Origin of the sequence: Anaerofustis sp. LCP19S3_F7, assembly GCF_052119445.1 — a bacterium.
In the GTDB taxonomy this organism is placed as follows: Bacteria; Bacillota; Clostridia; order Eubacteriales; family Anaerofustaceae; genus Anaerofustis; species Anaerofustis butyriciformans.
The window spans coordinates 160357-183038 of record NZ_JBQKFF010000001.1 but is presented as its reverse complement, the minus strand read 5'-3'; the positions used below and the strand labels follow the sequence as shown (position 1 = coordinate 183038).

The window sequence follows — 22682 nt, the reverse complement described above, 5'->3', positions numbered from 1 at the left end:
TAAAAAAAGTAAAAGAAGATATATTCCTCTTTTACTTTTTGTTATACATATTCATTGCTTTGTCAAGATCTTTGTCAAGGGCAGTATAGATTGCTTTTGACGTAGTTTTTACAAGTTCTCTTATTATAGGAAGTTCTTCCTCGCTAAATCTTCCAAGAACATAATTTACAAGATCACCATGTTCAGGGCTTCCAACTCCAAGGCGAAATCTTGGGAAGTTTTTTGTAGCGATTTCTTTTATTATTGATTTCATTCCGTTATGGGTTCCTGCTCCGCCGTTTTTTCTTATTCTAAGTTTTCCTTTTGGAAGTTCTATATCATCATAAATTATAAAAATATTTTCTTCAGGAATTTTAAAATAATCTTTAAAAAGTTTTACGCTTTCACCGCTTAAATTCATGTAAGTTCTCGGTTTTACCAAAAATACATCTTCTCCGGCAATTTTACCTTTGCCAAAATCTGCCTTGAATTTTGTTTTGTTTATTTTTATATCGTATTCTTCACTTAAATAATCTATTGTTTCAAATCCTATATTGTGTCTTGTAAGATTATATTCGTTTCCTATATTGCCAAGTCCCACTATTAAGTACATTTCTTTCTCCTTAAGTATAAAATAGCTTATTTATTATATCATTTATTTTTAAATTGCAATAAGATTTTATTCATTTATTTTATCAATAATCGCTTTTGATACCATTTGCACAATATTTGTCATTGATGTTATAGCCATTATTGCAACCATGCTCACATCTTCAATAGTTTTTTCATTAGGCTTAAGGGATACATTTTCTTTCTCTTTCTCATTTTTGTTAAGTATATCTTTACTGTAAGGTACATATTCGTTAAAAAATTCCATTTATCCTCCTTAATTAATTTATATATTTTATTTGAAAATTATGGTATATTAAAATAAATATTAAATTAAAGAGGCAATTATGAACAGTTTAATAAAAACTATACTGGATAAATATCAAGTAAGGAAATCATATAAAGATAAAAGCAGATTTATAGAATTATTAACTGAATATTTTAATAATAATAATATTAAATATGATATTGAAGAATATAATGATTTCTTTAAGACAAGAAATATTGTAGTGGGTGATATAAATGAAGCGGACACAGTATTTACCGCTCATTATGATACGTGTGCAAGAATGATTTTCCCTAATTTTATTACCCCAAAGAATTTATTTATATATGCTGTTTATTCAATTATTTTAGCCTTTTTTCTTATATTGACGGCTTTAGTAGTAAAATTTGCTTTATTGATATTTACTAAAAGTGACATTATAGGAAATATAGGTTATTTTTTAACAATTTTATTAGATTTATATTTGATGATGTTTGGTTTTAAAAACAAACATACTGTAAATGACAATACTTCAGGAGTTGTAACTTTACTTAATATAATGGATAAACTTAGCAGTGAAGAAATAAATAAATCTGCTTTTGTATTTTTTGACAATGAAGAAATAGGACTCGTAGGTGCATTCAAATTTAAAAATAAACATAAAGATATTATAGATAATAAAGTTATTATAAATTTTGATTGTGTAAGTGACGGAGATAATATGCTTTTTGTTACAAAGGAATTGACTATGCATAGTGATATTTATAAAAAAATGCAAAATATCATAGAAAGAGTAAAACATAAATACAATAAAGGGGTACTTTTAGAAAACAGCAAAAATACATTTTATCCTTCAGACCAAATGGTTTTTAAAAATGCTATTGGTGTTGCAGGGCTTAAGAAGAATAAAATACTTGGATATTATCTTGATAAAATACATACAAATAAAGATATAGTATTTAAAAAAGAAAACATAGATTTATTGACTGACATTATGGTTGAGTTAAAAAAATAAAGCCTTTTACGGCTTTATTTTTTTATTATATTTGAATTTAGAATTTCAATGCATTCATCTGCACTTCCATTTATAAAGCTATCCTTTTTTAAAGGTATTGTCATTTTACCTTGTAAAAATACAACAATAAAGTTATCTGTTTCATCAAAGCCTTTAACGCTTTCAAATGGAACAGATCTTTCTGTTTTGTCAGATTTCATAGTTATTTTATCGTTTATGGTTATGTTAAATATAGGGTACTCTTCTTTATTTAAAAGTAAAGCCCTTTCTTTTTCTGCTTTAATATTTTTTCTCATGGCAAATTTACTTGAAAGAAAACTTACTATAGATAGTAGTACTGCAACAACGCCAAGTGAATTTTTAAAAGCAATAAAATATGCTGTGCCTATAATAAGTAAAATAAAAGATGAAATATAAAGTTTCTTAAATTCCTTTTTACACCAAAACGCCATTACTTCGTTTATTGCATTTTCATCATACACAAATTCATTGATTACTTCTTTGTTCATTTTTTACCCTCTGTTTTTATTTATATATATTATACACTATACTTTATGTAGAAATAAAAAAATTACCTTTAAAAAAGGTAATTTTATTTATTTTTTATTTCTTTTTCCATTACAAGATAATTTCTTGCATTTACTGTATTTGGATGAAGTAATTTCCCGCTTTTTAGAATTGAAAGAATTGTTCTGTTAAGGCTCATTACAATGGCTTTGTCAATATTTTGATATGCCATTTCTCTTACTTCTTCAACGCCTTCATATGTTCTTGTTTCTTCTATAACATCGGCAAGAAAAACTATTTTTTGAAGCATAGTCATGTTTTCTTTTCCCGTTGTATGATATTCTATGGCACTTAATACATCTTCATCCGTTATGTTAAACTTGAATTTTGCAACTATTCTTCCTGCTTTTCCATGTAACAATGCGGTATTTACTCTTTCGATTTCATCTATTTTAAAATATTGTTTTTTTAAGATATCAATCATTGCATCAGGATCCATATTTTTCGCACAGTCATGAAGAAGAGCCGCAAGGGAAGCCTTTTCTGTATCATATCCATAGTTTTTAGCAAGTTTTACTGCTTCTCTTTGTGTTGCAAGGGTGTGTATATATCTGTCTTCTTTTAGCATTTTCTTTAATTCATGTTTGATGTTTGTGTATTCTTTCATGTTACTCTTCCTCTAATCGTTATAATATAAATTATTCACTATTATATATTGTGCCACTTTTTCAGGAATTTTTAAAGAGTTATTTTTTAAAATATTCTTTCTTATTTCACTGGAAGATAAATCTATAAGGTTAAAGTTTTCTAAAAGGGTTATTTTTGCATTGTATTCTTTATTTAAAAGATCTGTTTTTTCTTTAAGCTCTTCTTTTTTATAAGGTGGTCTGTTGGCTATTATGAAATTTACTTCTTTTAAAAGAGTTTCATAATCTTTCCATTTGTGTATTTCAAACACTAAATCAGCTCCTCCTATAAAAAATAAGTCATTGTATTTATCTTTTAAATAAGATACCGTATCAATTGTGTAACTTACCCCTTTTTTGTCTATTTCATAAGTATCTATTTCAAAAAAAGGGTATTCTTCTATTGCAAGTTCAACCATTTTAAGTCTTTGCATTGTTGAAACTTTGCTTTTATTTTCTTTTATTGGATTGATGTTTGTTGGTATAAATAATACTTTATCAAGAGAAAATTCTTTCTTTGCCGATAGAGCGAGCTTTATATGCCCGTTATGTATCGGGTTAAAGCTTCCTCCTAAAAACCCGACTTTCATTAATTATAATACCTCATATTTGTTTTTGTCTGGATTTCTTTTATAAAGTATAAAAGTATTTCCTATTGTTGTAACAACTTGACTGTTTGTTTTATCTGCTAAATAATTAGCTACTTCTCTTACATCTTCAAGTGAATTTTGTTGGATTTTTCCCTTTATAAGTTCTCTGGCTTTTAATGCGTCTTTTACTTGAGTTACTATATTGTCGCTCATTCCGTCTTTGCCTATGTGAATTATAGGCTGCATTTTACTGGCTTCTTTTCTTAAATAACTTCTTTCTTTACTGTTCATTTTTTACTTCCTATTTATAATATTCAAATTCAAAACCTTCTATATTTACTATATCGCCGTCTTTAATACCCATTTTTTCCATTTCTTCAAAGATTCCTTTGTTTTTAAGAACTCTTTGGAAATACATACTTGATTCATAATCTTCAAGGTTTACGGATTTTATAAGACGTCTCATCATTTTTCCTTCAACATAATATACGTTATCTTCAACTTCAATTTCGTATTCTTTTTCTGCTTTTGGTGCATAGATTACTTTTTCTTCGGTTGTAAAGAATAAAGGTGTTTTTGGTGTTTCAGGCAGTAATTCAACTATACAGTCCATTATTTTATCAAGACCGTCATTCATTGCCGCACTGGAATTAAATACCTTATATCCTTTATCTTCAAAGTATTTTGTAAGTTCATTTATTTTTTCTTCTTTTTCGTCAGGATTAATTAAATCTGTTTTGTTAAGAACTACAATTTGAGGTCTTTCCTTTAATTTCTCAGAGTATAGGGAAAGTTCGTTGTTAATTATATCAAAATCTTTTTTAGGGTCTCTTCCTTCTATTGATGATGCGTCAAGAACATGAACAAGAAGTCTTGTTCTTTCAACGTGTCTTAAGAATTGGTGACCAAGTCCTTGTCCATCACTTGCTCCTTCGATAAGTCCCGGAATATCAGCAAGAACGAATTCTTCGCTGTTTTTATATTTTACTATTCCAAGATTTGGTGAAAGAGTTGTAAAGTGATAATTTGCAATTTTTGGAGTTGCATTTGTTACCATTGAAAGTATTGTAGATTTTCCTACATTAGGGAAACCTATTAAACCAACATCGGCAATTGTTTTAAGCTCTAATATAAGCTCTTTTTCTTCTGCTTCGTCTCCCGGTTTTGCAAATTTAGGAGATTGTCTGGTTGAAGTTGCAAAATGCTGATTACCTCTTCCTCCTCTGCCTCCTTTTAAAACCGTAACTTCTTGGTGGTTTTCTACCATATCACAAATAAGCTGACCGGTTTCGCTGTCAAAAATAACTGTACCTACGGGAACTTCAATTCTAATGTCGCTACCGTCTTTACCGCTCATATTGCTTCTGCTTCCATTTTCACCTGCTTGAGCTGCGAACTTTCTTTTGTATCTAAATGCTTCAAGTGTATTTAAGGCATTATTAGCAACAAAAATAACATCTCCGCCTTTTCCTCCGTCTCCGCCTGAAGGTCCGCCGTTTGGGACGTATTTTTCTCTTCTGAAAGCTACAGCACCGTCTCCGCCTTTTCCGCTTTTAACATTAATTTTTACTTTATCTACAAACATAATTTATTCCTCTATAAAAAATTAAACTCCACACCTTTTAGTATGGAGTTTATTAATTAAATTATTCTATTGAGCTTTTGGATAAACACTAACTTGTTTTCTTGTTTTGCCTTTTCTTTCGAATTTAACAACTCCGTCAGCTTTAGCAAATAATGTATCGTCTCCGCCGATTCCAACGTTTACTCCAGGATAAATTCTAGTTCCTCTTTGTCTTACTAAAATGTTACCTGCTAATACATATTGGCCGTCGCCTTTTTTTGTTCCAAGTCTTTTTGATTCACTATCTCTACCATTCTTTGTACTACCCATCCCTTTTTTGTGAGCGAATAGTTGTAAGTTATCTAAATTAAATTTAATCATTTTATTCCTCCATGATATTTACTTTTACAAACTCAGGGTTTTCTTCGCTAAGACTTTCTACAGATAGTAAAAATGTCTTTGTTAAAACATCAGTTTTTATTTTCTTTTCTTGATTTGCTTCATTTATTTTAACAAGAGAATAACCTTCTTCTACTTTAACATCAATATCAGATTTTATATATTCACTTAATCCGTTTATTAAAGCTATTAATAAGGTTGATACACTGCAACAAATCAAGTCATAACCTTTTTCGCCGCTTCCGGCATGTCCCTTAAGTTCAATTTGTTTTATAAAATTCGATTTAATATTAATGTCGATATTAATCATTATTCAGCTTTATCTTCAGCTTTTACTAAACCTGTAATTTCAACTTTTGTGTATGGTTGACGATGTCCTTGTTTTCTTCTGTAGTCTTTTTTAGCTTTGTATTTATATACAATAACTTTTTCGCTTTTTCCTTGTTCAAGGATTTTTCCTTCTACTTTGTAGCCTTCTACTACGGGAGTTCCAACAAGAATATTTGAATCTTCATTTACCATTAATACTTCATCAAAAGTTACTTTCTTTTGATTTTTTCTTTTTGGAACAATTTTTTCAACGTTTATAACGTCACCTTTTTGAACACGGTATTGTTTACCGCCAGTTTTAATAATTGCATACATATCTTTCTACCTCCACTATCCTGTCTCGCCGTCTAAGGTGTGAAAATCAACTTCTTTTTACCTTTGTCAGTGCGGATACATGCTTATTTAGTATATCATAGGGTTATTTTGCTGTCAACAAAATAAAATATTTTTATGACAAAATTAAAATAAAATTTTTTTATTTAACATAAAAATTATTTTAAACAAAAATTATTTATATGTTCATATTAAAACATAAGCAAAAGTATATATAACTAAGGAGGAAGTTTATGAAAAAATATGTATATATTGCTCTTTTTGCTGTTATATTGATTGCTTTTATGTTTGGAATATGCTGCTACCTTCTTGTTACAGCTTCTTATGTTGATAATTCACTTTATATATTGGAAGGTAAAACCATTTGTATAGATGCAGGGCATGGGGGAAAAGACCCTGGGAAAGTGGGAAATATAAAAAATGAAGATGATCTCAATCTTGAAGTAACTTTAAAATTAAAAGATATTCTTATGAGTATGGGAGCAAATGTTGTTTTAACCAGAGACAGTGAAAACGGGCTTTATGAAGACGGAAGTCTTGTTTGGAGAAAAAAAGATGATATGAAAATAAGAAGAGAAATAATAAAAGAATCAAACTGCGATATATTAATAAGCATACATATGAACTCTCATACTGATGACAGCAGAGGTGCGGAAGTTTTATACTTAAAAGACCATGAAAAAAGTGAACTTCTTGCAAAAAGAATAAAAGAACAATTGGATAATACATCAAAATATTCAAAAGAAAGAAATATAGAGCCTCATGATGATTTATATATATTAAAAAACGATAATATACCAAGTGTACTTATAGAATGTGGATTTATGAGTGAAGCAAACGAAGAAAAGCTTCTTAATGATGAAGAATATCAAAAGCAGCTTTCTAATTATATAGCTCTTGGAGTAGTAAAATATTTTTATAACAATGATTTTGCTCATAATAAATAAAACAGTTGTAAAAACAACTGTTTTATTGTGATTTTATTATACCTTTTAAATATGCATTAAGAAGCATTTCAAGATAATATATTTCTTTGTTTATTTCTTTTGCTTTATCCGTATCTTTTACAAGAATTCTTTTATTGTTATCATATAAAAATCTTTGTTCACTTTTTATATCTATTTCATTTTTTATTGCATAATCAATGTTGTCAAAAGGGTGGTGGGTTATTAAATTCATTCCGTATGAATTATAAGTTAGTGTAAAACCTGCAATTCCCGTTACGTTTCTATATGCTTTTGAGTATCCTCCGTCAATTAAAAGAAGTTTTCCATCTGCTTTTATAGGGCTTTGTCCATCTTTTAATTTAATAGGAACATGACCGTTTATTATTTTTGCATTTTCATCATTAAGAGAAAACTCTGCAAGTATTTCTCTTGCAACTTCTTTATTTGCTGCTTTTGTAAAATATGCAAGATATTTTTCTTTGTGAGTTTCCTTGTCATCTATAAAATACCTTTCAAAGGTTGCCATTTTGCTTTTTCCAAAAAGAGGAGAGTTTGGAGAGCACCATAAATACCAGAAGTATGATTTGTCGCTTTGCTCGCTATTTGCAATACTCCTTAAATGAAGTTCCATTTTATCTAACAGTTCTTTTCCTTTATAATATTCTCCACAAACTTTTACTTCTTTAAATGTTCCGTCTTCGTTTAGGGGTATACATCCGTGGAAAAGAAGATTTCCGTTGTAAACTATGTACATGCTTCCTTTTGTAAATAACGTATCTACGTGTTCACTTAGTTTTTCACTTGATATAAAACTTTGTTTTAAAGATTTTATTATTTTTTCTTCTTCTTCTGTAAGTTTTGTAGGGTTATTTTTATCTATTGTAGGAAAATCTTTTGTGTTAAGTTCATATTCCTTTTCATCTATTAGGATTGTTCCTTTTTCAAAATCACATTTTGAAAGTAAATCTCTGTTATCCATATTATATTCAGGGTGATTTTTTATTACTTGGCTTTCGAGTTTAAATTGAATAACGGCTATTGCTTTTTGCATTTTAGCAAGAATTATTTCATCTATATCGGGATTTTCATCGCTTAGCCTTGGAAGAAAGTTTTTTAAATCTTCTTTTGTTGAGTTTTTATATGTTTTTTGAGCGAATAAGGATAACATTAAAATGCCTATTCCATAACCATCCCTTAAGGTTTCGATGTTTCCGTATCTTAAACATATTCTTATTACGTTTGCTATGCAGGCTTCATCTCCATAATTAGCACCCATCCATACTATATCATGGTTGCCCCACTGAATATCAACGCTGTGGTGATTTGCTATAATATCCATCGCCTTATGTGCACCTTTACCCCTGTCATATATATCTCCTATAATATGAAGATGGTCAAGGTTTATTTTTCTTATTGCTCTGCATATTTTTATTATGAAGTCATCGCTTGCTTTTGTATCTATTATTGTGTCTAAAATATTTTCAAAGTATAATGTTCTCTTTTCGTCTTTATTGTTTACATACAAAAGTTCTTCTATGATATTTACATAATTTTTATCTAAAACATTTCTTATTTGTTCTTTTGTTGCTTTTGCCGATACGGTAGAAAGAATTTCAATAAGATATTTGAAAGTTTGTTTATACCAGCTTTTATGGGTTTTGTTCTCTTCGTGAAGAAGTTTTAATTTTTTATGAGGGTAATAAATAAGCGTTGTAATTGTTCTTATTTCATCTTCGCTGGCTATACTTCCTATGGTTTCTTTAACTTTTCTTTTTATACTTCCTGAACAGTTCCTAAGTACATGTTCAAATGCTTCGTTTTCTCCGTGTATATCGGTAATGAAGTGTTCCGTTCCCTTTGGAAGATTAAGAGAAGAGTTTAGCTCTATTATTCTTGCTCTTACATGAGAAGGGTTTTGATACTGTTTAGAAAACAAATTTAGGTAGTCAATATTATCATATATTTCTTTTGTGTTAAATTTTCTCATTTTTTTACCATCCTTTGTATTATAATACTATAATGCTTTGGTTTTATAAATAATAATGATATAAAGTTTTTTTAAATATGTATGAGAAGTAAGTTAAAAAAGAATAAAAATATTTAAAAAATACAATTAATTTGATATGTTTATTATTTGGAAATATGATATATTTTAAAATGCAATTTTTTAATTATGTTATAATAATATATAATTTATGCGTTTAGTAAAACATTAAGAGGGTATTTATGTTTGGTACGATATTTAACGAAACAAAATTAGGTGAAAGAATAAAATTTGGTGATAAAAAAGGAAGCATATTTGTTCATGGCGTAAGTGCGAATTTAAAAAATATGCTTAGTTTGTATACTTATGAAAAAGAAAACAATCCTATAATATATATTTTAAAAGATGACTTGGCGGCAAAGGAAGTATATAAAGAACTTATAGATATTAAAGGTGAAGACGATATTTTATATTATCCACAAAAACCCATAACTCATGAATTTATAGATGCACATTCAATGGAACTTACAAATAAAAGAGTAAGTGTAATAAAAAATGCATTAATGGATGAGAAAAAGATTATTGTAACATCTATAAATGCAATATGTGAAAAAGGTGTATTTTTTACTAAAGAAGATATTATTACAAAAAAGGTAGAAGATATATGGGATATAGATGATTTTATAAAAACTCTTGAGTACTTCGGCTATGAAAGAGAATACGAAGTAAGCGGGCAAGGTGTATACAGCGTAAAAGGCGGAATCGTTGATGTTTTCGTTATGGGGGAAGAAAAACCTGTAAGAATAGAGTTTTTTGATGATGAAATAGATTCAATAAGAACATTTGATACTATAACAGGTAAAAGCATCGATATGCTTGAAAGTTTTACTTTAGTTCCCGCAAAAACAAGTATTTTAAATTTTGAGAAATTAAACGAACTTAATAAAAAAGCAAGAGGAAAATTAGAAAAAGATATCGCAAAGAATACGGACGAAGAAATAGACAAAAATTGCAGAGAACTTTATGAAAAAATAAAAGATAATACAAATTCTACAACCAAATATGTTTTCTATGCATTAAAAGAATTAAAGTCTGTTTTAGATTTATTTACAGATCCTATAATTATTTTTGATGATTACAGCTTACTAAAGAAAAGCTACAATTCTTTTTACAAAAAAAACAAAGAAGAATTAAAAGACCTTTATGAACATGGAAAAATTCTTAATAATCAGGTAAACAATCATTTTACTTTTTCACATGTAGAGGAAATATTTATAAGGAATAATTCCATGATTTATTTTGATTTGTCTATGACATCAAATAATCTTTTCTGCAAAGATATAATAGAAATAAAATCTGCAGATAATATCAATTATGTAAAAAACATTCATTTTTTAATAGATAGTATAGTTTCTTTCCTAAAAGATGATTACAAAGTTTTAATAACATATAGAAATGAAAAAGAGAAAAAGAACTTAAGCGAGTTTTTGGATAATTACAAATTAACTTACAGCGAAAATATAGCAAAAGGAAGAATTGCTTTTGTAAAGGAAAATATAAAGTACGGTGTAAATATATTAAGTGAAAAAATGTTTATTCTTTCTTATAATGATATTTTAAAGAAGAAAGAAACAAAAAAAACAGTAAAAAAATCTGATAAAAAGAAAGAGAAAGCATTTTTCAGCGAAATATCAAAAGGGGACTATGTAGTTCATGAAACATACGGTATAGGTAGATATCTTGGTATGGTAAACATGGAAGCCGGAGGATTATATAACGACTATTTGGAGATAGAGTTTGCGGGAAGTGACAAACTTTATGTAATTGCAAATAAGATGCATCTTGTAAGTAAATATATAGGAAGTGACGATGCACCTCCAAAGCTTAACAAATTAGGTTCTCAGGTTTGGGAAAATACAAAAGCCAGAACAAAAAAGGCTGTAAAAGAACTTGCCAAAGAATATATAACCCTTTATGCAAAAAGAAGAGAAATAAAAGGATATGCTTTCTCTTCCGATACTCCTTGGCAAAAAGAATTTGAAGATAGTTTTAGATATGAGCTTACTGAGGATCAGGAGAGATGTGTAAGGGAAGTAAAGGAAGACATGGAAAAACCTTATCCTATGGACAGGCTTGTATGTGGAGATGTAGGTTTTGGGAAAACAGAAGTTGCTATGCGAGCAGTTTTTAAAGCCTGCATGGATTCAAAACAATGTGCTGTTTTGGTTCCAACGACAATCCTTGCAATGCAACATTACGATACTTTCGTTGAAAGGTTTAAAGATTTTCCCGTAACTATAGAAATGCTATCAAGATTTAAAACAAAAAAAGAGCAAGATAAGATAATAGATAAATTAAAAAGAGGAAAAGTGGATATTGTAATAGGAACTCATAAACTGCTTTCCGACAGTATTCAGTTTAAAGATTTGGGGCTTCTTGTTGTAGACGAAGAACAGAGGTTTGGAGTTGCTCATAAGGATAAACTTAAACTTCTAAAAGAAAATGTAGATACTCTTACTTTATCAGCAACACCTATTCCAAGAACTTTAAATATGTCTTTAATAGGTATAAGAGATTTATCTACAATAGAAAAACCCCCAAAAGAAAGAGAAGAAACAGAAACATATGTACTTGAGTATGATGATTATATAATCAAGGAAGCTATAAACAGAGAGCTTAGAAGAGATGGGCAAGTATTCTTTGTTTATAATTCAGTAAAGAATGCTGAAAGCACTTGTTCTTATTTAAGGAAATTAATTCCAGGGTTAAAAGTTGAATTTGCAAATGGGCAGATGCCTGAAAGAGAGCTTGAAAAGACTATGTTTCGTTTCTTAAATAAAGAGTTTGATGTACTTGTATGTACGGCAATAGTTGAAAATGGACTTAACATATTAAATGCAAATACTATGATAATAAAAGACGGTAATAATCTTGGACTTTCTCAGTTGTATCAGCTTAGAGGAAGAGTAGGAAGAAGCAATAAAAATGCTTATTGTTATATAACATATGAAAAAAACAGGGCATTAAACGAAACTGCTGTAAAAAGACTTAAAGCAATAAATGAATTTACAAAATTTGGTTCAGGATTCCAAATTGCCATAAGAGATTTACAGATAAGGGGTGCCGGTAATCTTCTAGGTGCAAATCAAAGCGGGCATTTTTCTTCGGTTGGATATGAACTTTATACAAAAATGCTTTCAGAGGCTTTAAAAGAAAGCAAAGGGGAAGTATCCAAAAAAGAAGTAGAAACAAGTATAAACATGAAAGTAGATGCTTATATAGGAAAGAATTATATTGAAGATGAAATGCAAAGAATTCTTACTTATAAAGAAATAGCGGGAGTTGAAACAGAATCTGACAAAGAAGACCTTATTGATCATTTAATAGATGTGTATGGAGATATTCCATCTGCAACAATGAACCTTATTAATATATCCCTTCTTAGAAATAAGGCATCTATAAAAGATGTATTAAGTATTAACGTAAATGAGCAAAATAGAGAAATATATTTTGATTTTGATAAAGACATTGAAATTAATATAGATATAGTGAATAAACTATATGAAATGTTTAAGGGTAAATTTATAAAGAATACAAAATTTATTAGAATATGTTTCCCTTATAAAAAGACCAGAAATGTTCATGTAAATATCATGAAGCTTATAGATAAAATAATTGATAATCTATGATGGATTGTGTATAATTTATAAGATTAATCATTATTAATATAAAAGTTTATGTAACAGAAAGGAAATGTTATGAAAATTATAAATAAAGTTGTTGGTATTGTTGTATCGCTGCTTTTTGTGCTATCTGTATGCGGATGTACAGTAAATGAAGAAAAACTTGCTTCAAGTGCTGTTGCAAAAGTTAATGATACGGAAATTTTAAAATCACAAATGGATGAAATTGTTAATTTTACAGCTGTATATTATTATGCTACAACAGGACAAGATATAACTGAAGATGAAGACTCTTTTAAAACTATGAAAGAAGATATTGTTAATGAAATGGTTGAAAGAGAACTTCTTAAAACAGTAGCTGATAAATACGATTATAAAGTTAATGAAAAAGAAGTTGAAGAAGGCGTAAATAATTTACTTGCCGGAATTGAAGAAAGTCAATATATGACAAATGATGATTATTTGGAAGTTTTACAAAAATATGGTTTTAAAGATGAAAAAAGTTTTAAAGAAGCCGCAAAAACATATTCAGAAGCAATGACTTATACTAATGGTTTCATGGATAAATTCAGAAATGAAGTTCAAGGTAAAGGTTATGCAACTTCAACATATATGACTGTAGATGATATCGAAGTTCCAGCATATGTTTATTATTATATATATATTCAAAAAACAATAGAAGAAGAATATAACAGCTATATGAATTCTTATTATTCAAGCGGGGATTCTTCAACTACTGAATCGAAAACTCCTGAAGAAATAAAAGAAGACACAGAAGAAACAATAAAAGAAAAAGCTGCTTTTTATGCCGAAGGAACAGCAAAGAAACTTGAAGTTACAGATGAAACAATAAATAATATAAAGAAACAAAATTCAACATATGATTCAATTTATGACTCAGAAACAATGGAATCTGTATATAATGCATATGGTATAACAAAAGAACAATATGATAAAGCTGCTACATGGGTAGCAACTGCTGATGCTTACAAAAATAAGCTTCATGATGAAGTTTCATATGAAAAACCTACAGAAGATGATGCAAAGAAAGAATTTGAAAAAAATACAAAACAATACGATACTTCAACAGTAAGTGCAAAACATATTTTGACACAAGATAAATCTTTGGCAAAAGAGATATATGAACAAGCAACAAAAGAAGGGGCAAATTTTGATGATTTAATGAGCAAATATCAAAATGATGAAAGTGTTGAACAGGCATCTGATCTTGGTGCTTTTAAGTATTCAGATATGGTTGAAGAATTTTCTGAAGCTGTATTTGATGCTGAAAAAGGTGAAGTTATAGGACCTGTTAAAACAGAATATGGTTATCATGTAGTTTATGTTTATGATAAAAATATCGTAGAACCTAAGTTTGAAGATTCTATGGATCAAATTCTAGTTGCACTTGATGCCGACAGAAAGGCAGAAGCTGCTTCTAAGTTAGATGAAGAAATTAAAAAAGAACATAAATATGATATTTTAAGAACAGAAATAGATGAGCCATTTAATATGTTTATAGCTGATTTAAAAGAAAACAATAAGATTAAGACTTATAAATCTATAATTAAAAAATAAAAAGAACTGCTTTGTCAGTTCTTTTTTTATAAAAGTATTGACTTAGAGTTAACTCCAAGGTGTAAATTATATATATGAAATAAAAATAGCTATAAATTATATATTTAAAATATAGAGGTAAGAAAAATGAAAATAGCCGAAGTTAGTAAAAAAATGAATTTATCTCAAGATACACTTAGATATTATGAGCGTATTGGACTTATTCCGCCGGTAAAAAGAAACTCTTCAGGGATAAGAGATTATACTGAAAAAGATATTGGATGGGTAGAATTTATTAAATGTATGAGAGGAGCAGGGCTTTCAATTGAAAGTTTAATAGAGTATGTAAAATTATTTGAAGAAGGTGACAAAACTGCGAGAGCAAGAAAAGATATATTATTTGAAGAAAGAGAAAAGTTAATTGAAAGAATTAATTCAATGCAGGAAACTCTTGAAAGATTAAATAAAAAAATTGAAAGATATGAAAAATGTCTTAAAAAAGAAAAGGAACTCAGAGGTGAATAAAAATGAAAGATGACAGAATTAATTTAGCAAAAGAAAATTTAAGAAACCTTGTTTCAAGCGGAAATGTTGAAAATATATTAGATTCAGAATTTAATCAAATAATGAATTATTTTATTTATGGTGAAGTATTTGAAAGTAGTGATTTAATAGATAAGAAATTTAGGGAGCTTATTACAATAAGTGTTCTATTAGCTAATGGCTTATTTTCATCTCTTAAAGAACATATTGAATATGCCCTAAATTTAAAAGCAAGTAGTGTAGAAATAAACGAAACAATATTACAGTGTTCTCCTTATATTGGTTTTGCCAAAGTTAAGGAAGCTATAAAGGTAATGAAAGAAGTTTTTAAAGAAAACAATATTGATTATCCTGTGGAAAGTCAAAAGACAACAAATGAAGAGAATAGATTTGAAGAAGGATTAAAAGTTCAAAAAGAAATTTTTGGAGAAGTTATCGATCAGCTACATGAAAATGCACCAAAAAATCAAAAGCATATACAAAATTATTTATCTGCGATGTGCTTTGGAGACTTTTATACAAGAAAATGCCTGGATTTGAAACAAAGAGAAATAATTACTTTAAGTTGTTTAATATCTCTTGGAGGATGTGAAAGTCAAGTTAAATCTCATATTCAAGGAAATATTAATGTAGGAAATACAAAAGAAATACTTATTGCGGTTATAACCCAGTGTCTGCCATATATAGGCTTTCCAAGAACGTTAAATGCCTTTAATTGTTTAAATGAAGTCATACCTGATTAGTAAAAAACACTTAAACTTTATATAGAGTTTAAGTGTTTTTTTATATATAAAAAATTTACAGCTTTACTTTTATTTTACATTCCTTTTACTTAAGTATGATTTCCAAAGTTTAAATATTGGTATATCATAGCACCATATTAAATAAAGAGAGGAAATGAAGAATATGAAAAAGAAATTATTAGCTGTAGGTTTAGCAGCATTATGCTTAATGGGATTTGCCGGATGCGGTTCAAGCTCTGAAGGAACTGGATCAATAACAATGGCAGGTTCTACATCAATGGAAAGCGTTGCGAAAGCATGGGGTGAAGATTACCTTGCTAAAAACGGAGTAACAATCTCAGTTCAAGGTGGTGGTTCATCAGCAGGTGTAACAAGTGTTGTTGATGGAAGTGCTCAAGTTGGTATGTTAAGTAGAGATGTTAAAGATGAAGAAAAATCAGATGATTTACAAGTTACTCAAGTAGCAATCGATGGTATTGCAATCGTAGTAAATCCTGAAAACGGAGTTGAAGAATTATCATCAGAACAAATTGCTGAAATCTACACAGGAAAAATCACAAACTGGAAAGAAGTTGGCGGAGCTGACGAAGAAATCGTAGTTGTTGGTAGAGAAGCTGGTAGTGGTACAAGAGATGGTTTCGAAAGCATTCTTGGTGTTGAAGAAAAATGTAAATACAAAGCTGAACTTAACGAAACAGGTCAAGTTAAATCAACAGTTGCTTCAACAAAAGGCGCTATCGGATATATGTCTTTAGGATATGTTGATGAAGAAGTAAAAGCTGTAAAAGTTGACGGTGTTGCTCCAACAGAATCAACAGTATCAGACGGAAGCTACAAAGTACAAAGACCATTCATCGTAGTAACAAAAACAGATGCTTCTGATGAAGTAAAAGCATTCGTTGAATATATGTTAAGTGACGAAGGTCAAGCTATCGTTGAAAGCAGTCACTTTGTAAAAGTAAAATAAGAAATTACATAAATTAAATAATTAAAACATTAATGCACCGTATGGTGCATTAATGTTTATTGAAGAGGAAAATAAATGAAACTAAAAAATACATATAAACAAGATAGAATATCAAGTATATTTGAAAAAATATTTTTTGTATGCGCAGTAGTTTCTATTATTAGTGTAGTAGTAATAAGTTTATACATGATTATTTCAGGTTTCCCTGCAATAAAAGAGGTGGGACTTTTTAATTTCTTGTTTGGTACCGAATGGAATCCAACAGGAAGCAACCCAAGCTTTGGTATTTTACCAATGATACTTTCAAGTATATGTGCTACTCTTGGTGCAATAATAATAGGAGTTCCTGTGGGTGTATTAACAGCAGTGTTTTTAAGTGAAGTAGCAAATAAAAAAGTTGCTAGTATTATAAGACCATTTATCGAAATTCTTGCAGGTATACCTTCAGTAATTTACGGGTTTGTAGGATTAATATTGGTTGTACCATTTATTGCTGATGTATTTAATTTATCATACGGGGCATGTCTATTTACAGGTATGCTTGTACTTGCGATAATGATACTTCCTACAATTGTAACAATAAGTGAAGATAGTTTAAGAGCTCTTCCAAATGAATATAAAGAAGCTTCTTTAGGTCTTGGCGCAACAAAAATGCAAACAATTTTTAAAATATTAATTCCTGCTGCAAGAAGCGGTATTACAACAGGGGTTGTTCTAGGTATTGGTAGAGCGATCGGGGAAACAATGGCAGTAATCATGGTAACAGGAAACAGCGTAAATTTACCAAAATTATTCGGTTCTGTTAGACTTATGACAAGCGGTATCGTATCTGAAATGTCATATGCCGTTGGAACTCATAGAGATGCATTATTTGCAATAGGACTTGTATTGTTCATTTTCATTATGATAATAAACTTTGTTTTAAATATGATTTTAAATAAAGCAGATAAAAAATACGATTAAGGACAGGAGGGTAATATGAAAAATAAAAAGTTAAGAATTAGTGATACTATACTAAGACTCTTAGTTATTTTATGTGCGGGATTTACAGCATTACTTGCCTTGTCTTTAGTTCTATATGTTTTATTTAAAGGCGTAGGCAGCATAAACTGGGAAATGCTTACAACATCTCCGAGCGAACTTAAAGGAACAGTTGGGGTTCTTCCAATGATTGTAAATACTCTTTATATGATAGTACTTACACTTATCGTATCTGTTCCAATAGGAATCGGAAGTGCAATATACCTTAATGAATATGCAAAGAAAGACAGCAAAATCGTAAGACTTGTTGAATTCACAACACAAACTCTTGCAGGTATTCCTTCAATTATTTATGGTTTATTTGGATATATGTTCTTTTCTATATTCTGCGGTTTTGGTGTATCTATTTTATCAGGTGCCTTAACTCTTGCAATTATGGTTCTTCCTACTTTAATAAGAACTACACAAGAAGCCTTAAGCAGTGTGCCTGATATGTATAGAGAAGGTGCTCTTGGTATGGGAGCAAGAAAAATTCATTTAATAAGAACTATTTTACTTCCATGTTCAATGCCTGGTATAGTGACAGCTGTAATTTTAAGTATAGGTAAAGTTGTAGGAGAAAGTGCAGCTTTGATATTTACATCAGGTATGGGATATATGTTAACGGACGGAGTAATAAGTCATATATTTAAAAGCGGTGCAACACTTACCGTTCAACTTTATTTATATGCATCACGTGGAGAAAACTTATCAGTATGTTTTGCCCTTGCAAGTATACTTATAGTTATTGTTTTAATAATAAATGTATCAGCGAGATTGCTTTCAAAGAAATTGGAAGCTAAGTAGGAGGAAAAATGGAAAACAGAAAAAAGATTATTACTAAAGATATGAATCTTTATTATTCAGAAAACCATGCTTTAAAAAATATAAACATGGATATTTTAGAAAATGAAGTAGTATCATTAATAGGTCCCAGCGGATGTGGTAAGTCTACTTTCTTAAAAAGCTTAAACAGAATGAATGACTTAGTGGACGGAGTAAAAATTACCGGGGAAATATTAATTGATAATGAAAATATATATGATAACGATATTGACTTAACGCTACTTAGAAAAAAAGTAGGTATGGTGTTCCAAAAACCAAACCCATTCCCAATGAGTATATATGATAATATTGCTTATGGTCCAAGAGTTCACGGAATAAAAAATAAAAGCGAACTTGATGAAATTGTAGAAAGAAGCTTAAGAGGTGCTGCTTTATTTGATGAAGTAAAAGACAGACTTAAAAAATCTGCTTTTGGTTTATCAGGTGGTCAACAACAAAGACTTTGTATTGCCAGAGCATTAGCAGTTGAACCTGAAATTCTTCTTATGGATGAACCAACTTCAGCTCTAGACCCTATTTCTACAATGAAGATAGAAGAATTGGTATTTGACCTTAAAAAGAAATATACTGTTGTAATTGTAACTCATAATATGCAACAAGCTGCGAGAATTTCTGATAAAACAGCGTTTTTCTTGCTTGGTGAATTAATTGAATACAATAAAACTTCTTCTTTGTTTGCTAATCCTGAGCATCCAAAAACAGAAGAATACATAACAGGAAGATTTGGTTGATACTTAACTATAATTTATCAAACAGGAAGGAGAAATATATAAATGAGTGCAAGAAGAAGATTTGATGAAGAACTTGATTTATTACATCATGAACTTATTGAAATGGGTTCTATGATTGAAAAAGCAATAAAATCTTCATTTGAAGCAATTGAAAGTGATGATGAAGATATTGCAAGAGATATTATTGAAAATGATAAAGCAATAAATGAAATGGAAAGAAAAATAGAAGCAAGATGTCTTAAATTAATTTTAAGACAACAACCGGTTGCTTCTGACTTAAGACTTATTTCAACAGCAATGAAGATGATTACCGATATGGAAAGAATCGGGGACCATGCTGCTGATATAGCATCAATCTGCATACCTGATGAAAGAGAAAAAAATCAAGAAAAATTCCAAATTGTAGATGAAAAAATTGTACAAATGTCAAATATTGACCTTGAAATGGTTGCATCAAGTATATCTGCATTTGTAAATGATAATTTAGATTTAGCTAAAACAACAATTAAAACTGACAACGAAGTTGATGAGTTGTTTTATGAAGTTAGAGATGATATAATAAGAGGGCTTAAAAATGATCAAATTACTCCGGGGATTGCAATGGATACATTAATGCTTATTAAGTATCTTGAAAGAATCGGAGATCATGCAACAAATATTTGTGAATGGGTAATCTTCTATTTAACAGGAGAACATAAGAATAAGAAATTATTGTAAAAAAGGATAGTGAAAATTATGGGAAATTATATTTATGTAGTTGAAGATGATAATAATATAAGTGAACTTTTAAAATGTTCATTGGAAGCATTTAATTTTTTTGTTAAAGTATATGAAAATTGTGAAGATATGATGGTTGCATTAAAGGAAGAAAAACCTAAATTGATGCTTCTTGATATAATGCTTCCAGGAATGAGCGGAATAAATGCTTTAAAGCTATTAAAAAACAGTAAAAAATATAAAGAAATTCCCATAATTATTTTAAGTGCAAAGAGTAGTGAAATAGATAAAGTAAATGCTTTAGAACTTGGAGCCGACGATTATGTTACTAAACCTTTCTCTGTTTTAGAGCTTTCTTCAAGAATTAAAAGCGTACTTAGAAGAAGTTATAAAGAAGAGGATAATATATTAAGCTATAAAGATATAACAATTGATAAAGAAAATTATTTGGTTACACATGCAGGTGAAGAAGTTATTCTTACAAAGAAAGAATATAAAATACTTCTTTATATGTTTGAAAATGAAGGCAGGGTAGTAACAAGAGAAGAGCTTTTAAATGAAGTTTGGGGATATGACTTTGAAGGTGAAAGTCGTACTCTTGATATGCATATGAAAACTTTAAGGAATAAAATCGGAAGCGAAGATGATAAGTATAAGTATATAAAAACTGTTAGAGGAATAGGTTATAAATTAGGATAATGAGAAAATTTGTATTTGTAAGAAGTTTTCTTGTAGGTCTTATTTGTACTTTAATACTTAGCTTGTCTTTCCTATTTGTATTATCTAAAAATCAAGATAATGGTTATCATACGACAATAGAATCTTTTTTACATACAGTTAAAGAAACATATGAGTTTAGTACTGATTATGAAAAAGATGCAGAGTATTTAGAATCAATTTCTACTGATAACTATAGAGTAACAATTATTTCTCCCGACGGTACTGTTTTGGCTGATTCAACTCATAAAGAACTTACAGAAAACCATAAAAATAGAGAAGAAGTTAAACAGGCTCTCAAAGAAGGGGAAGGTTATTCAATAAGAAGTTCTTCAACTCTTGATAAAAAAGTTATGTATGGTGCCATCGTATTAAAAAATGGTAATATTTTAAGAGTTATGGTTCCTATGGGAACTATTTACAGTAATTTAGCTACAAAAATAACCATATTTCTTTTAGCTATAGTGATTTCTTTTATTATATCTTGTTTTGCGGCAAGGAAATTTGCTAATGATTCCATAAAACCTTTTGGTAGTGCCGTAGATATATATAAAAAAGAATTCTTTGCTAATGCTTCTCATGAACTTAAAACTCCTATTACATCTATAAGAGGTTTTGCTGAACTCATTTCCTCCGGGCTTATAGATGATAAAGACAAGATAATAGAATACAGTACGACAATAAAAAGAGAAGCTATAAGGATGGATACAATGGTAGAAGAAATACTTAAGTTGTCCAGTCTTGAAGATATTGATGAAAATGAAATGCCTCTTGAAAAGCTAAATGTCGCTGATATTATAAAAGAAGCAGTTGAAGTTCTTGATTATAAATTATACGAAAAGAAAATTATAACAAATGTTGATGTGCATGATGTATACATCGAAAGTGTGCATGAAGATATATTAAGAGTTTTTACAAATCTTATTGAAAACGGAATAAAGTATAATAAAGATAACGGAAAGATTTATATTTCTTTACGTAGAGTAAGAAATAAAGCCGTTATTATAATAAAAGATACAGGAATAGGAATAAAAAAAGAAGATCTCCCTCACATTTTTGAAAGATTTTATCGTGTTGATAAAAGCAGAAACAGAAAAGTTGAAGGGACAGGTCTTGGGCTTTCTATAGTTAAAAGAATAGTTATGAAGTATAAAGGTGAAATAAGTGTTAAATCCACCTATAACGTTGGTACGGAATTTACTATAAAATTTGATGCAGTAACAAAATAGACAAAGCAAAATGCTTTGTCTATTTTTTGTTTTTTTGAGTTTTTTTACAAAAATCACATAAGTCTTTTAACATACATTCACTACATTTTGGATTTCTTGCACTGCACACTTTTCTTCCGTGCCATATAATCCAGTGATGTGCATCAGACCAATATTCTTTAGGGATTTTCTTCATTAAAGATTGTTCAGTCTTTAATACATCATCGCTTTTCGCAAGTCCTAATCTGTTAGATACTCTTTGGACGTGCGTATCAACAGCAATTGCAGGAATACCAAAAGCATTGGACATTACAACATTTGCTGTTTTTCTGCCTACACCATTTAATTTTATAAGTTCTTCCATTGTGCTTGGGACTTCTTCATTGTATTTATCACAAAGAGTAAAGCAAGTTTTCATTATATTTTTTGCTTTAGTGTTTGAAAGCCCGCAGCTTTTTATGTATTCATGAAGTTTCTCTTCGCCAAGTTCTAAAATTTCTCCAGGAGTATTTGCGGCTTTAAATAATTCTTTTGTAACTATATTAACTCTTTCATCTGTGCACTGAGCAGAGAGAATTGTTGCGATTAAAAGTTCAAAAGGAGAATTGAAGTTAAGTCCGCATTTATATTCTCCGTATTCTTTACTTAATATATCTATTATTTCTAATGTTTCTTTTTTTGTTTTCATAAAAATTACCTTAACTTTTATTACCTTTTTTAATTTTTTATTTATTGTATCATA

25 protein-coding genes are annotated in these 22682 nt (G+C 29.2%); 13 read left to right on the top strand and 12 right to left on the bottom strand.

Going from position 1 to position 22682, the window contains the following annotated elements:
- Positions 1 to 31 precede the first annotated feature (31 nt).
- Both pth and ACTQYZ_RS00880 read right to left on the bottom strand, forming a co-directional pair.
- The gene (pth, locus tag ACTQYZ_RS00885) at positions 32 to 592 is read right to left on the bottom strand and encodes an aminoacyl-tRNA hydrolase (RefSeq protein ID WP_138267927.1); all 561 of its coding nucleotides are present in this window, start codon (positions 590 to 592) and stop codon (positions 32 to 34) included.
- Between the two features lie 66 nt (positions 593 to 658).
- On the bottom strand, positions 659 to 856 hold the full coding sequence (locus ACTQYZ_RS00880; protein WP_441021247.1) for a hypothetical protein: 198 nt from the start codon (positions 854 to 856) through the stop codon (positions 659 to 661).
- Between the two features lie 79 nt (positions 857 to 935).
- Here ACTQYZ_RS00880 and ACTQYZ_RS00875 point away from each other — a divergent pair, with 79 nt between their 5' ends.
- Positions 936 to 1868 (top strand): M28 family peptidase, encoded by a 933-nt coding sequence (locus ACTQYZ_RS00875; RefSeq protein ID WP_441415825.1) that lies wholly within the window; start codon positions 936 to 938, stop codon positions 1866 to 1868.
- A gap of 14 nt (positions 1869 to 1882) precedes the next feature.
- On the opposite strand, the gene ACTQYZ_RS00870 is transcribed toward ACTQYZ_RS00875, so the two are convergent.
- The 8 genes from ACTQYZ_RS00870 to rplU all read right to left on the bottom strand — a co-directional run bounded on the left by ACTQYZ_RS00870 (position 1883) and on the right by rplU (position 6259).
- Positions 1883 to 2377, bottom strand: a complete 495-nt coding sequence (locus ACTQYZ_RS00870) for a YcxB family protein (protein ID WP_441415824.1) — start codon at positions 2375 to 2377, stop codon at positions 1883 to 1885.
- An 83-nt stretch (positions 2378 to 2460) separates the two neighbouring features.
- A complete protein-coding gene (gene yqeK / locus ACTQYZ_RS00865) occupies positions 2461 to 3042 on the bottom strand; it encodes a bis(5'-nucleosyl)-tetraphosphatase (symmetrical) YqeK (protein ID WP_138267931.1) in 582 nt (193 codons plus the stop codon).
- Between the two features lie 12 nt (positions 3043 to 3054).
- Positions 3055 to 3651: a nicotinate (nicotinamide) nucleotide adenylyltransferase gene (nadD, locus tag ACTQYZ_RS00860; RefSeq protein WP_441021253.1), complete on the bottom strand. Its 597-nt coding sequence runs from the start codon at positions 3649 to 3651 to the stop codon at positions 3055 to 3057.
- Positions 3652 to 3654: 3 nt separating this feature from the next.
- Entirely contained in the window at positions 3655 to 3942 is a 288-nt protein-coding gene (yhbY, locus tag ACTQYZ_RS00855) for a ribosome assembly RNA-binding protein YhbY (RefSeq protein ID WP_138267933.1), read from the bottom strand.
- 10 nt (positions 3943 to 3952) lie between these two features.
- The gene (gene obgE, locus ACTQYZ_RS00850; protein WP_138267934.1) at positions 3953 to 5236 is read right to left on the bottom strand and encodes a GTPase ObgE; all 1284 of its coding nucleotides are present in this window, start codon (positions 5234 to 5236) and stop codon (positions 3953 to 3955) included.
- Positions 5237 to 5302: 66 nt separating this feature from the next.
- Complete coding sequence (rpmA, locus tag ACTQYZ_RS00845) at positions 5303 to 5596, bottom strand: 50S ribosomal protein L27 (RefSeq protein WP_138267935.1); 294 nt, start codon at positions 5594 to 5596, stop codon at positions 5303 to 5305.
- 1 nt (position 5597) lies between these two features.
- On the bottom strand, positions 5598 to 5924 hold the full coding sequence (locus ACTQYZ_RS00840; protein ID WP_441021256.1) for a ribosomal-processing cysteine protease Prp: 327 nt from the start codon (positions 5922 to 5924) through the stop codon (positions 5598 to 5600).
- Positions 5924 to 6259, bottom strand: coding sequence for a 50S ribosomal protein L21 (rplU, locus tag ACTQYZ_RS00835; protein WP_329382475.1), 336 nt, complete (start codon positions 6257 to 6259; stop codon positions 5924 to 5926). Before rplU ends, ACTQYZ_RS00840 begins: the two co-directional genes overlap by 1 nt.
- 251 nt (positions 6260 to 6510) lie before the next feature.
- Between rplU and ACTQYZ_RS00830 the strand changes: the two genes are divergently transcribed.
- Positions 6511 to 7224, top strand: a complete 714-nt coding sequence (locus tag ACTQYZ_RS00830) for an N-acetylmuramoyl-L-alanine amidase family protein (RefSeq protein WP_441021258.1) — start codon at positions 6511 to 6513, stop codon at positions 7222 to 7224.
- 22 nt (positions 7225 to 7246) lie between these two features.
- On the opposite strand, the gene ACTQYZ_RS00825 is transcribed toward ACTQYZ_RS00830, so the two are convergent.
- Positions 7247 to 9211 (bottom strand): fructose-1,6-bisphosphatase, encoded by a 1965-nt coding sequence (locus ACTQYZ_RS00825; protein WP_441415823.1) that lies wholly within the window; start codon positions 9209 to 9211, stop codon positions 7247 to 7249.
- A 239-nt stretch (positions 9212 to 9450) separates the two neighbouring features.
- Here ACTQYZ_RS00825 and mfd point away from each other — a divergent pair, with 239 nt between their 5' ends.
- From mfd to ACTQYZ_RS00770, 11 genes are all read left to right on the top strand, one after another.
- Positions 9451 to 12897, top strand: coding sequence for a transcription-repair coupling factor (gene mfd / locus ACTQYZ_RS00820; protein ID WP_441021262.1), 3447 nt, complete (start codon positions 9451 to 9453; stop codon positions 12895 to 12897).
- 69 nt (positions 12898 to 12966) lie between these two features.
- Positions 12967 to 14469, top strand: coding sequence for a peptidylprolyl isomerase (locus ACTQYZ_RS00815; RefSeq protein WP_441021264.1), 1503 nt, complete (start codon positions 12967 to 12969; stop codon positions 14467 to 14469).
- A 126-nt stretch (positions 14470 to 14595) separates the two neighbouring features.
- Positions 14596 to 14973: a MerR family transcriptional regulator gene (locus ACTQYZ_RS00810; RefSeq protein ID WP_138267942.1), complete on the top strand. Its 378-nt coding sequence runs from the start codon at positions 14596 to 14598 to the stop codon at positions 14971 to 14973.
- A 2-nt stretch (positions 14974 to 14975) separates the two neighbouring features.
- A complete protein-coding gene (locus tag ACTQYZ_RS00805; RefSeq protein WP_441021266.1) occupies positions 14976 to 15734 on the top strand; it encodes a carboxymuconolactone decarboxylase family protein in 759 nt (252 codons plus the stop codon).
- A 163-nt stretch (positions 15735 to 15897) separates the two neighbouring features.
- Positions 15898 to 16701: a phosphate ABC transporter substrate-binding protein gene (locus ACTQYZ_RS00800; RefSeq protein ID WP_441021268.1), complete on the top strand. Its 804-nt coding sequence runs from the start codon at positions 15898 to 15900 to the stop codon at positions 16699 to 16701.
- 75 nt (positions 16702 to 16776) lie between these two features.
- Positions 16777 to 17664, top strand: coding sequence for a phosphate ABC transporter permease subunit PstC (gene pstC, locus ACTQYZ_RS00795; RefSeq protein WP_441021270.1), 888 nt, complete (start codon positions 16777 to 16779; stop codon positions 17662 to 17664).
- A gap of 15 nt (positions 17665 to 17679) precedes the next feature.
- Positions 17680 to 18528: a phosphate ABC transporter permease PstA gene (gene pstA / locus ACTQYZ_RS00790; RefSeq protein ID WP_138267946.1), complete on the top strand. Its 849-nt coding sequence runs from the start codon at positions 17680 to 17682 to the stop codon at positions 18526 to 18528.
- A gap of 8 nt (positions 18529 to 18536) precedes the next feature.
- Entirely contained in the window at positions 18537 to 19298 is a 762-nt protein-coding gene (gene pstB, locus ACTQYZ_RS00785; RefSeq protein ID WP_441021272.1) for a phosphate ABC transporter ATP-binding protein PstB, read from the top strand.
- 42 nt (positions 19299 to 19340) lie between these two features.
- Positions 19341 to 20015 carry a phosphate signaling complex protein PhoU gene (gene phoU / locus ACTQYZ_RS00780; protein WP_441021274.1) on the top strand — a complete coding sequence of 225 codons (675 nt, stop codon included), beginning with the start codon at positions 19341 to 19343 and terminating at the stop codon, positions 20013 to 20015.
- A gap of 18 nt (positions 20016 to 20033) precedes the next feature.
- Positions 20034 to 20714 carry a winged helix-turn-helix domain-containing protein gene (locus ACTQYZ_RS00775; RefSeq protein ID WP_441021276.1) on the top strand — a complete coding sequence of 227 codons (681 nt, stop codon included), beginning with the start codon at positions 20034 to 20036 and terminating at the stop codon, positions 20712 to 20714.
- The gene (locus ACTQYZ_RS00770) at positions 20714 to 21961 is read left to right on the top strand and encodes an ATP-binding protein (RefSeq protein ID WP_441021278.1); all 1248 of its coding nucleotides are present in this window, start codon (positions 20714 to 20716) and stop codon (positions 21959 to 21961) included. The genes ACTQYZ_RS00775 and ACTQYZ_RS00770 overlap by 1 nt, the downstream gene beginning before the upstream one ends.
- A 19-nt stretch (positions 21962 to 21980) precedes the next feature.
- Here the strand turns inward: ACTQYZ_RS00770 and nth are convergent, their stop codons facing one another.
- Complete coding sequence (nth, locus tag ACTQYZ_RS00765; RefSeq protein WP_441021280.1) at positions 21981 to 22628, bottom strand: endonuclease III; 648 nt, start codon at positions 22626 to 22628, stop codon at positions 21981 to 21983.
- Between the last annotated feature and the right edge of the window lie 54 nt (positions 22629 to 22682).

What these genes read in the sequence shown, in the direction of transcription:
- ACTQYZ_RS00870 (WP_441415824.1), bottom strand. Translation starts at nt 2,377, where the DNA reads ATGAACAAAGAAGTAATCAATGAATTTGTGTATGATGAAAATGCAATA.
- pstC (WP_441021270.1), top strand. Translation starts at nt 16,777, where the DNA reads ATGAAACTAAAAAATACATATAAACAAGATAGAATATCAAGTATATTT.
- ACTQYZ_RS00810 (WP_138267942.1), top strand. Translation starts at nt 14,596, where the DNA reads ATGAAAATAGCCGAAGTTAGTAAAAAAATGAATTTATCTCAAGATACA.
- yhbY (WP_138267933.1), bottom strand. Translation starts at nt 3,942, where the DNA reads ATGAACAGTAAAGAAAGAAGTTATTTAAGAAAAGAAGCCAGTAAAATG.
- ACTQYZ_RS00875 (WP_441415825.1), top strand. Translation starts at nt 936, where the DNA reads ATGAACAGTTTAATAAAAACTATACTGGATAAATATCAAGTAAGGAAA.
- rpmA (WP_138267935.1), bottom strand. Translation starts at nt 5,596, where the DNA reads ATGATTAAATTTAATTTAGATAACTTACAACTATTCGCTCACAAAAAA.
- ACTQYZ_RS00775 (WP_441021276.1), top strand. Translation starts at nt 20,034, where the DNA reads ATGGGAAATTATATTTATGTAGTTGAAGATGATAATAATATAAGTGAA.
- phoU (WP_441021274.1), top strand. Translation starts at nt 19,341, where the DNA reads ATGAGTGCAAGAAGAAGATTTGATGAAGAACTTGATTTATTACATCAT.
- ACTQYZ_RS00815 (WP_441021264.1), top strand. Translation starts at nt 12,967, where the DNA reads ATGAAAATTATAAATAAAGTTGTTGGTATTGTTGTATCGCTGCTTTTT.
- mfd (WP_441021262.1), top strand. Translation starts at nt 9,451, where the DNA reads ATGTTTGGTACGATATTTAACGAAACAAAATTAGGTGAAAGAATAAAA.
- nadD (WP_441021253.1), bottom strand. Translation starts at nt 3,651, where the DNA reads ATGAAAGTCGGGTTTTTAGGAGGAAGCTTTAACCCGATACATAACGGG.
- nth (WP_441021280.1), bottom strand. Translation starts at nt 22,628, where the DNA reads ATGAAAACAAAAAAAGAAACATTAGAAATAATAGATATATTAAGTAAA.
- ACTQYZ_RS00825 (WP_441415823.1), bottom strand. Translation starts at nt 9,211, where the DNA reads ATGAGAAAATTTAACACAAAAGAAATATATGATAATATTGACTACCTA.
- pstA (WP_138267946.1), top strand. Translation starts at nt 17,680, where the DNA reads ATGAAAAATAAAAAGTTAAGAATTAGTGATACTATACTAAGACTCTTA.
- pth (WP_138267927.1), bottom strand. Translation starts at nt 592, where the DNA reads ATGTACTTAATAGTGGGACTTGGCAATATAGGAAACGAATATAATCTT.
- ACTQYZ_RS00805 (WP_441021266.1), top strand. Translation starts at nt 14,976, where the DNA reads ATGAAAGATGACAGAATTAATTTAGCAAAAGAAAATTTAAGAAACCTT.
- obgE (WP_138267934.1), bottom strand. Translation starts at nt 5,236, where the DNA reads ATGTTTGTAGATAAAGTAAAAATTAATGTTAAAAGCGGAAAAGGCGGA.
- pstB (WP_441021272.1), top strand. Translation starts at nt 18,537, where the DNA reads ATGGAAAACAGAAAAAAGATTATTACTAAAGATATGAATCTTTATTAT.
- ACTQYZ_RS00830 (WP_441021258.1), top strand. Translation starts at nt 6,511, where the DNA reads ATGAAAAAATATGTATATATTGCTCTTTTTGCTGTTATATTGATTGCT.
- ACTQYZ_RS00800 (WP_441021268.1), top strand. Translation starts at nt 15,898, where the DNA reads ATGAAAAAGAAATTATTAGCTGTAGGTTTAGCAGCATTATGCTTAATG.
- yqeK (WP_138267931.1), bottom strand. Translation starts at nt 3,042, where the DNA reads ATGAAAGAATACACAAACATCAAACATGAATTAAAGAAAATGCTAAAA.
- rplU (WP_329382475.1), bottom strand. Translation starts at nt 6,259, where the DNA reads ATGTATGCAATTATTAAAACTGGCGGTAAACAATACCGTGTTCAAAAA.
- ACTQYZ_RS00840 (WP_441021256.1), bottom strand. Translation starts at nt 5,924, where the DNA reads ATGATTAATATCGACATTAATATTAAATCGAATTTTATAAAACAAATT.
- ACTQYZ_RS00770 (WP_441021278.1), top strand. Translation starts at nt 20,714, where the DNA reads ATGAGAAAATTTGTATTTGTAAGAAGTTTTCTTGTAGGTCTTATTTGT.
- ACTQYZ_RS00880 (WP_441021247.1), bottom strand. Translation starts at nt 856, where the DNA reads ATGGAATTTTTTAACGAATATGTACCTTACAGTAAAGATATACTTAAC.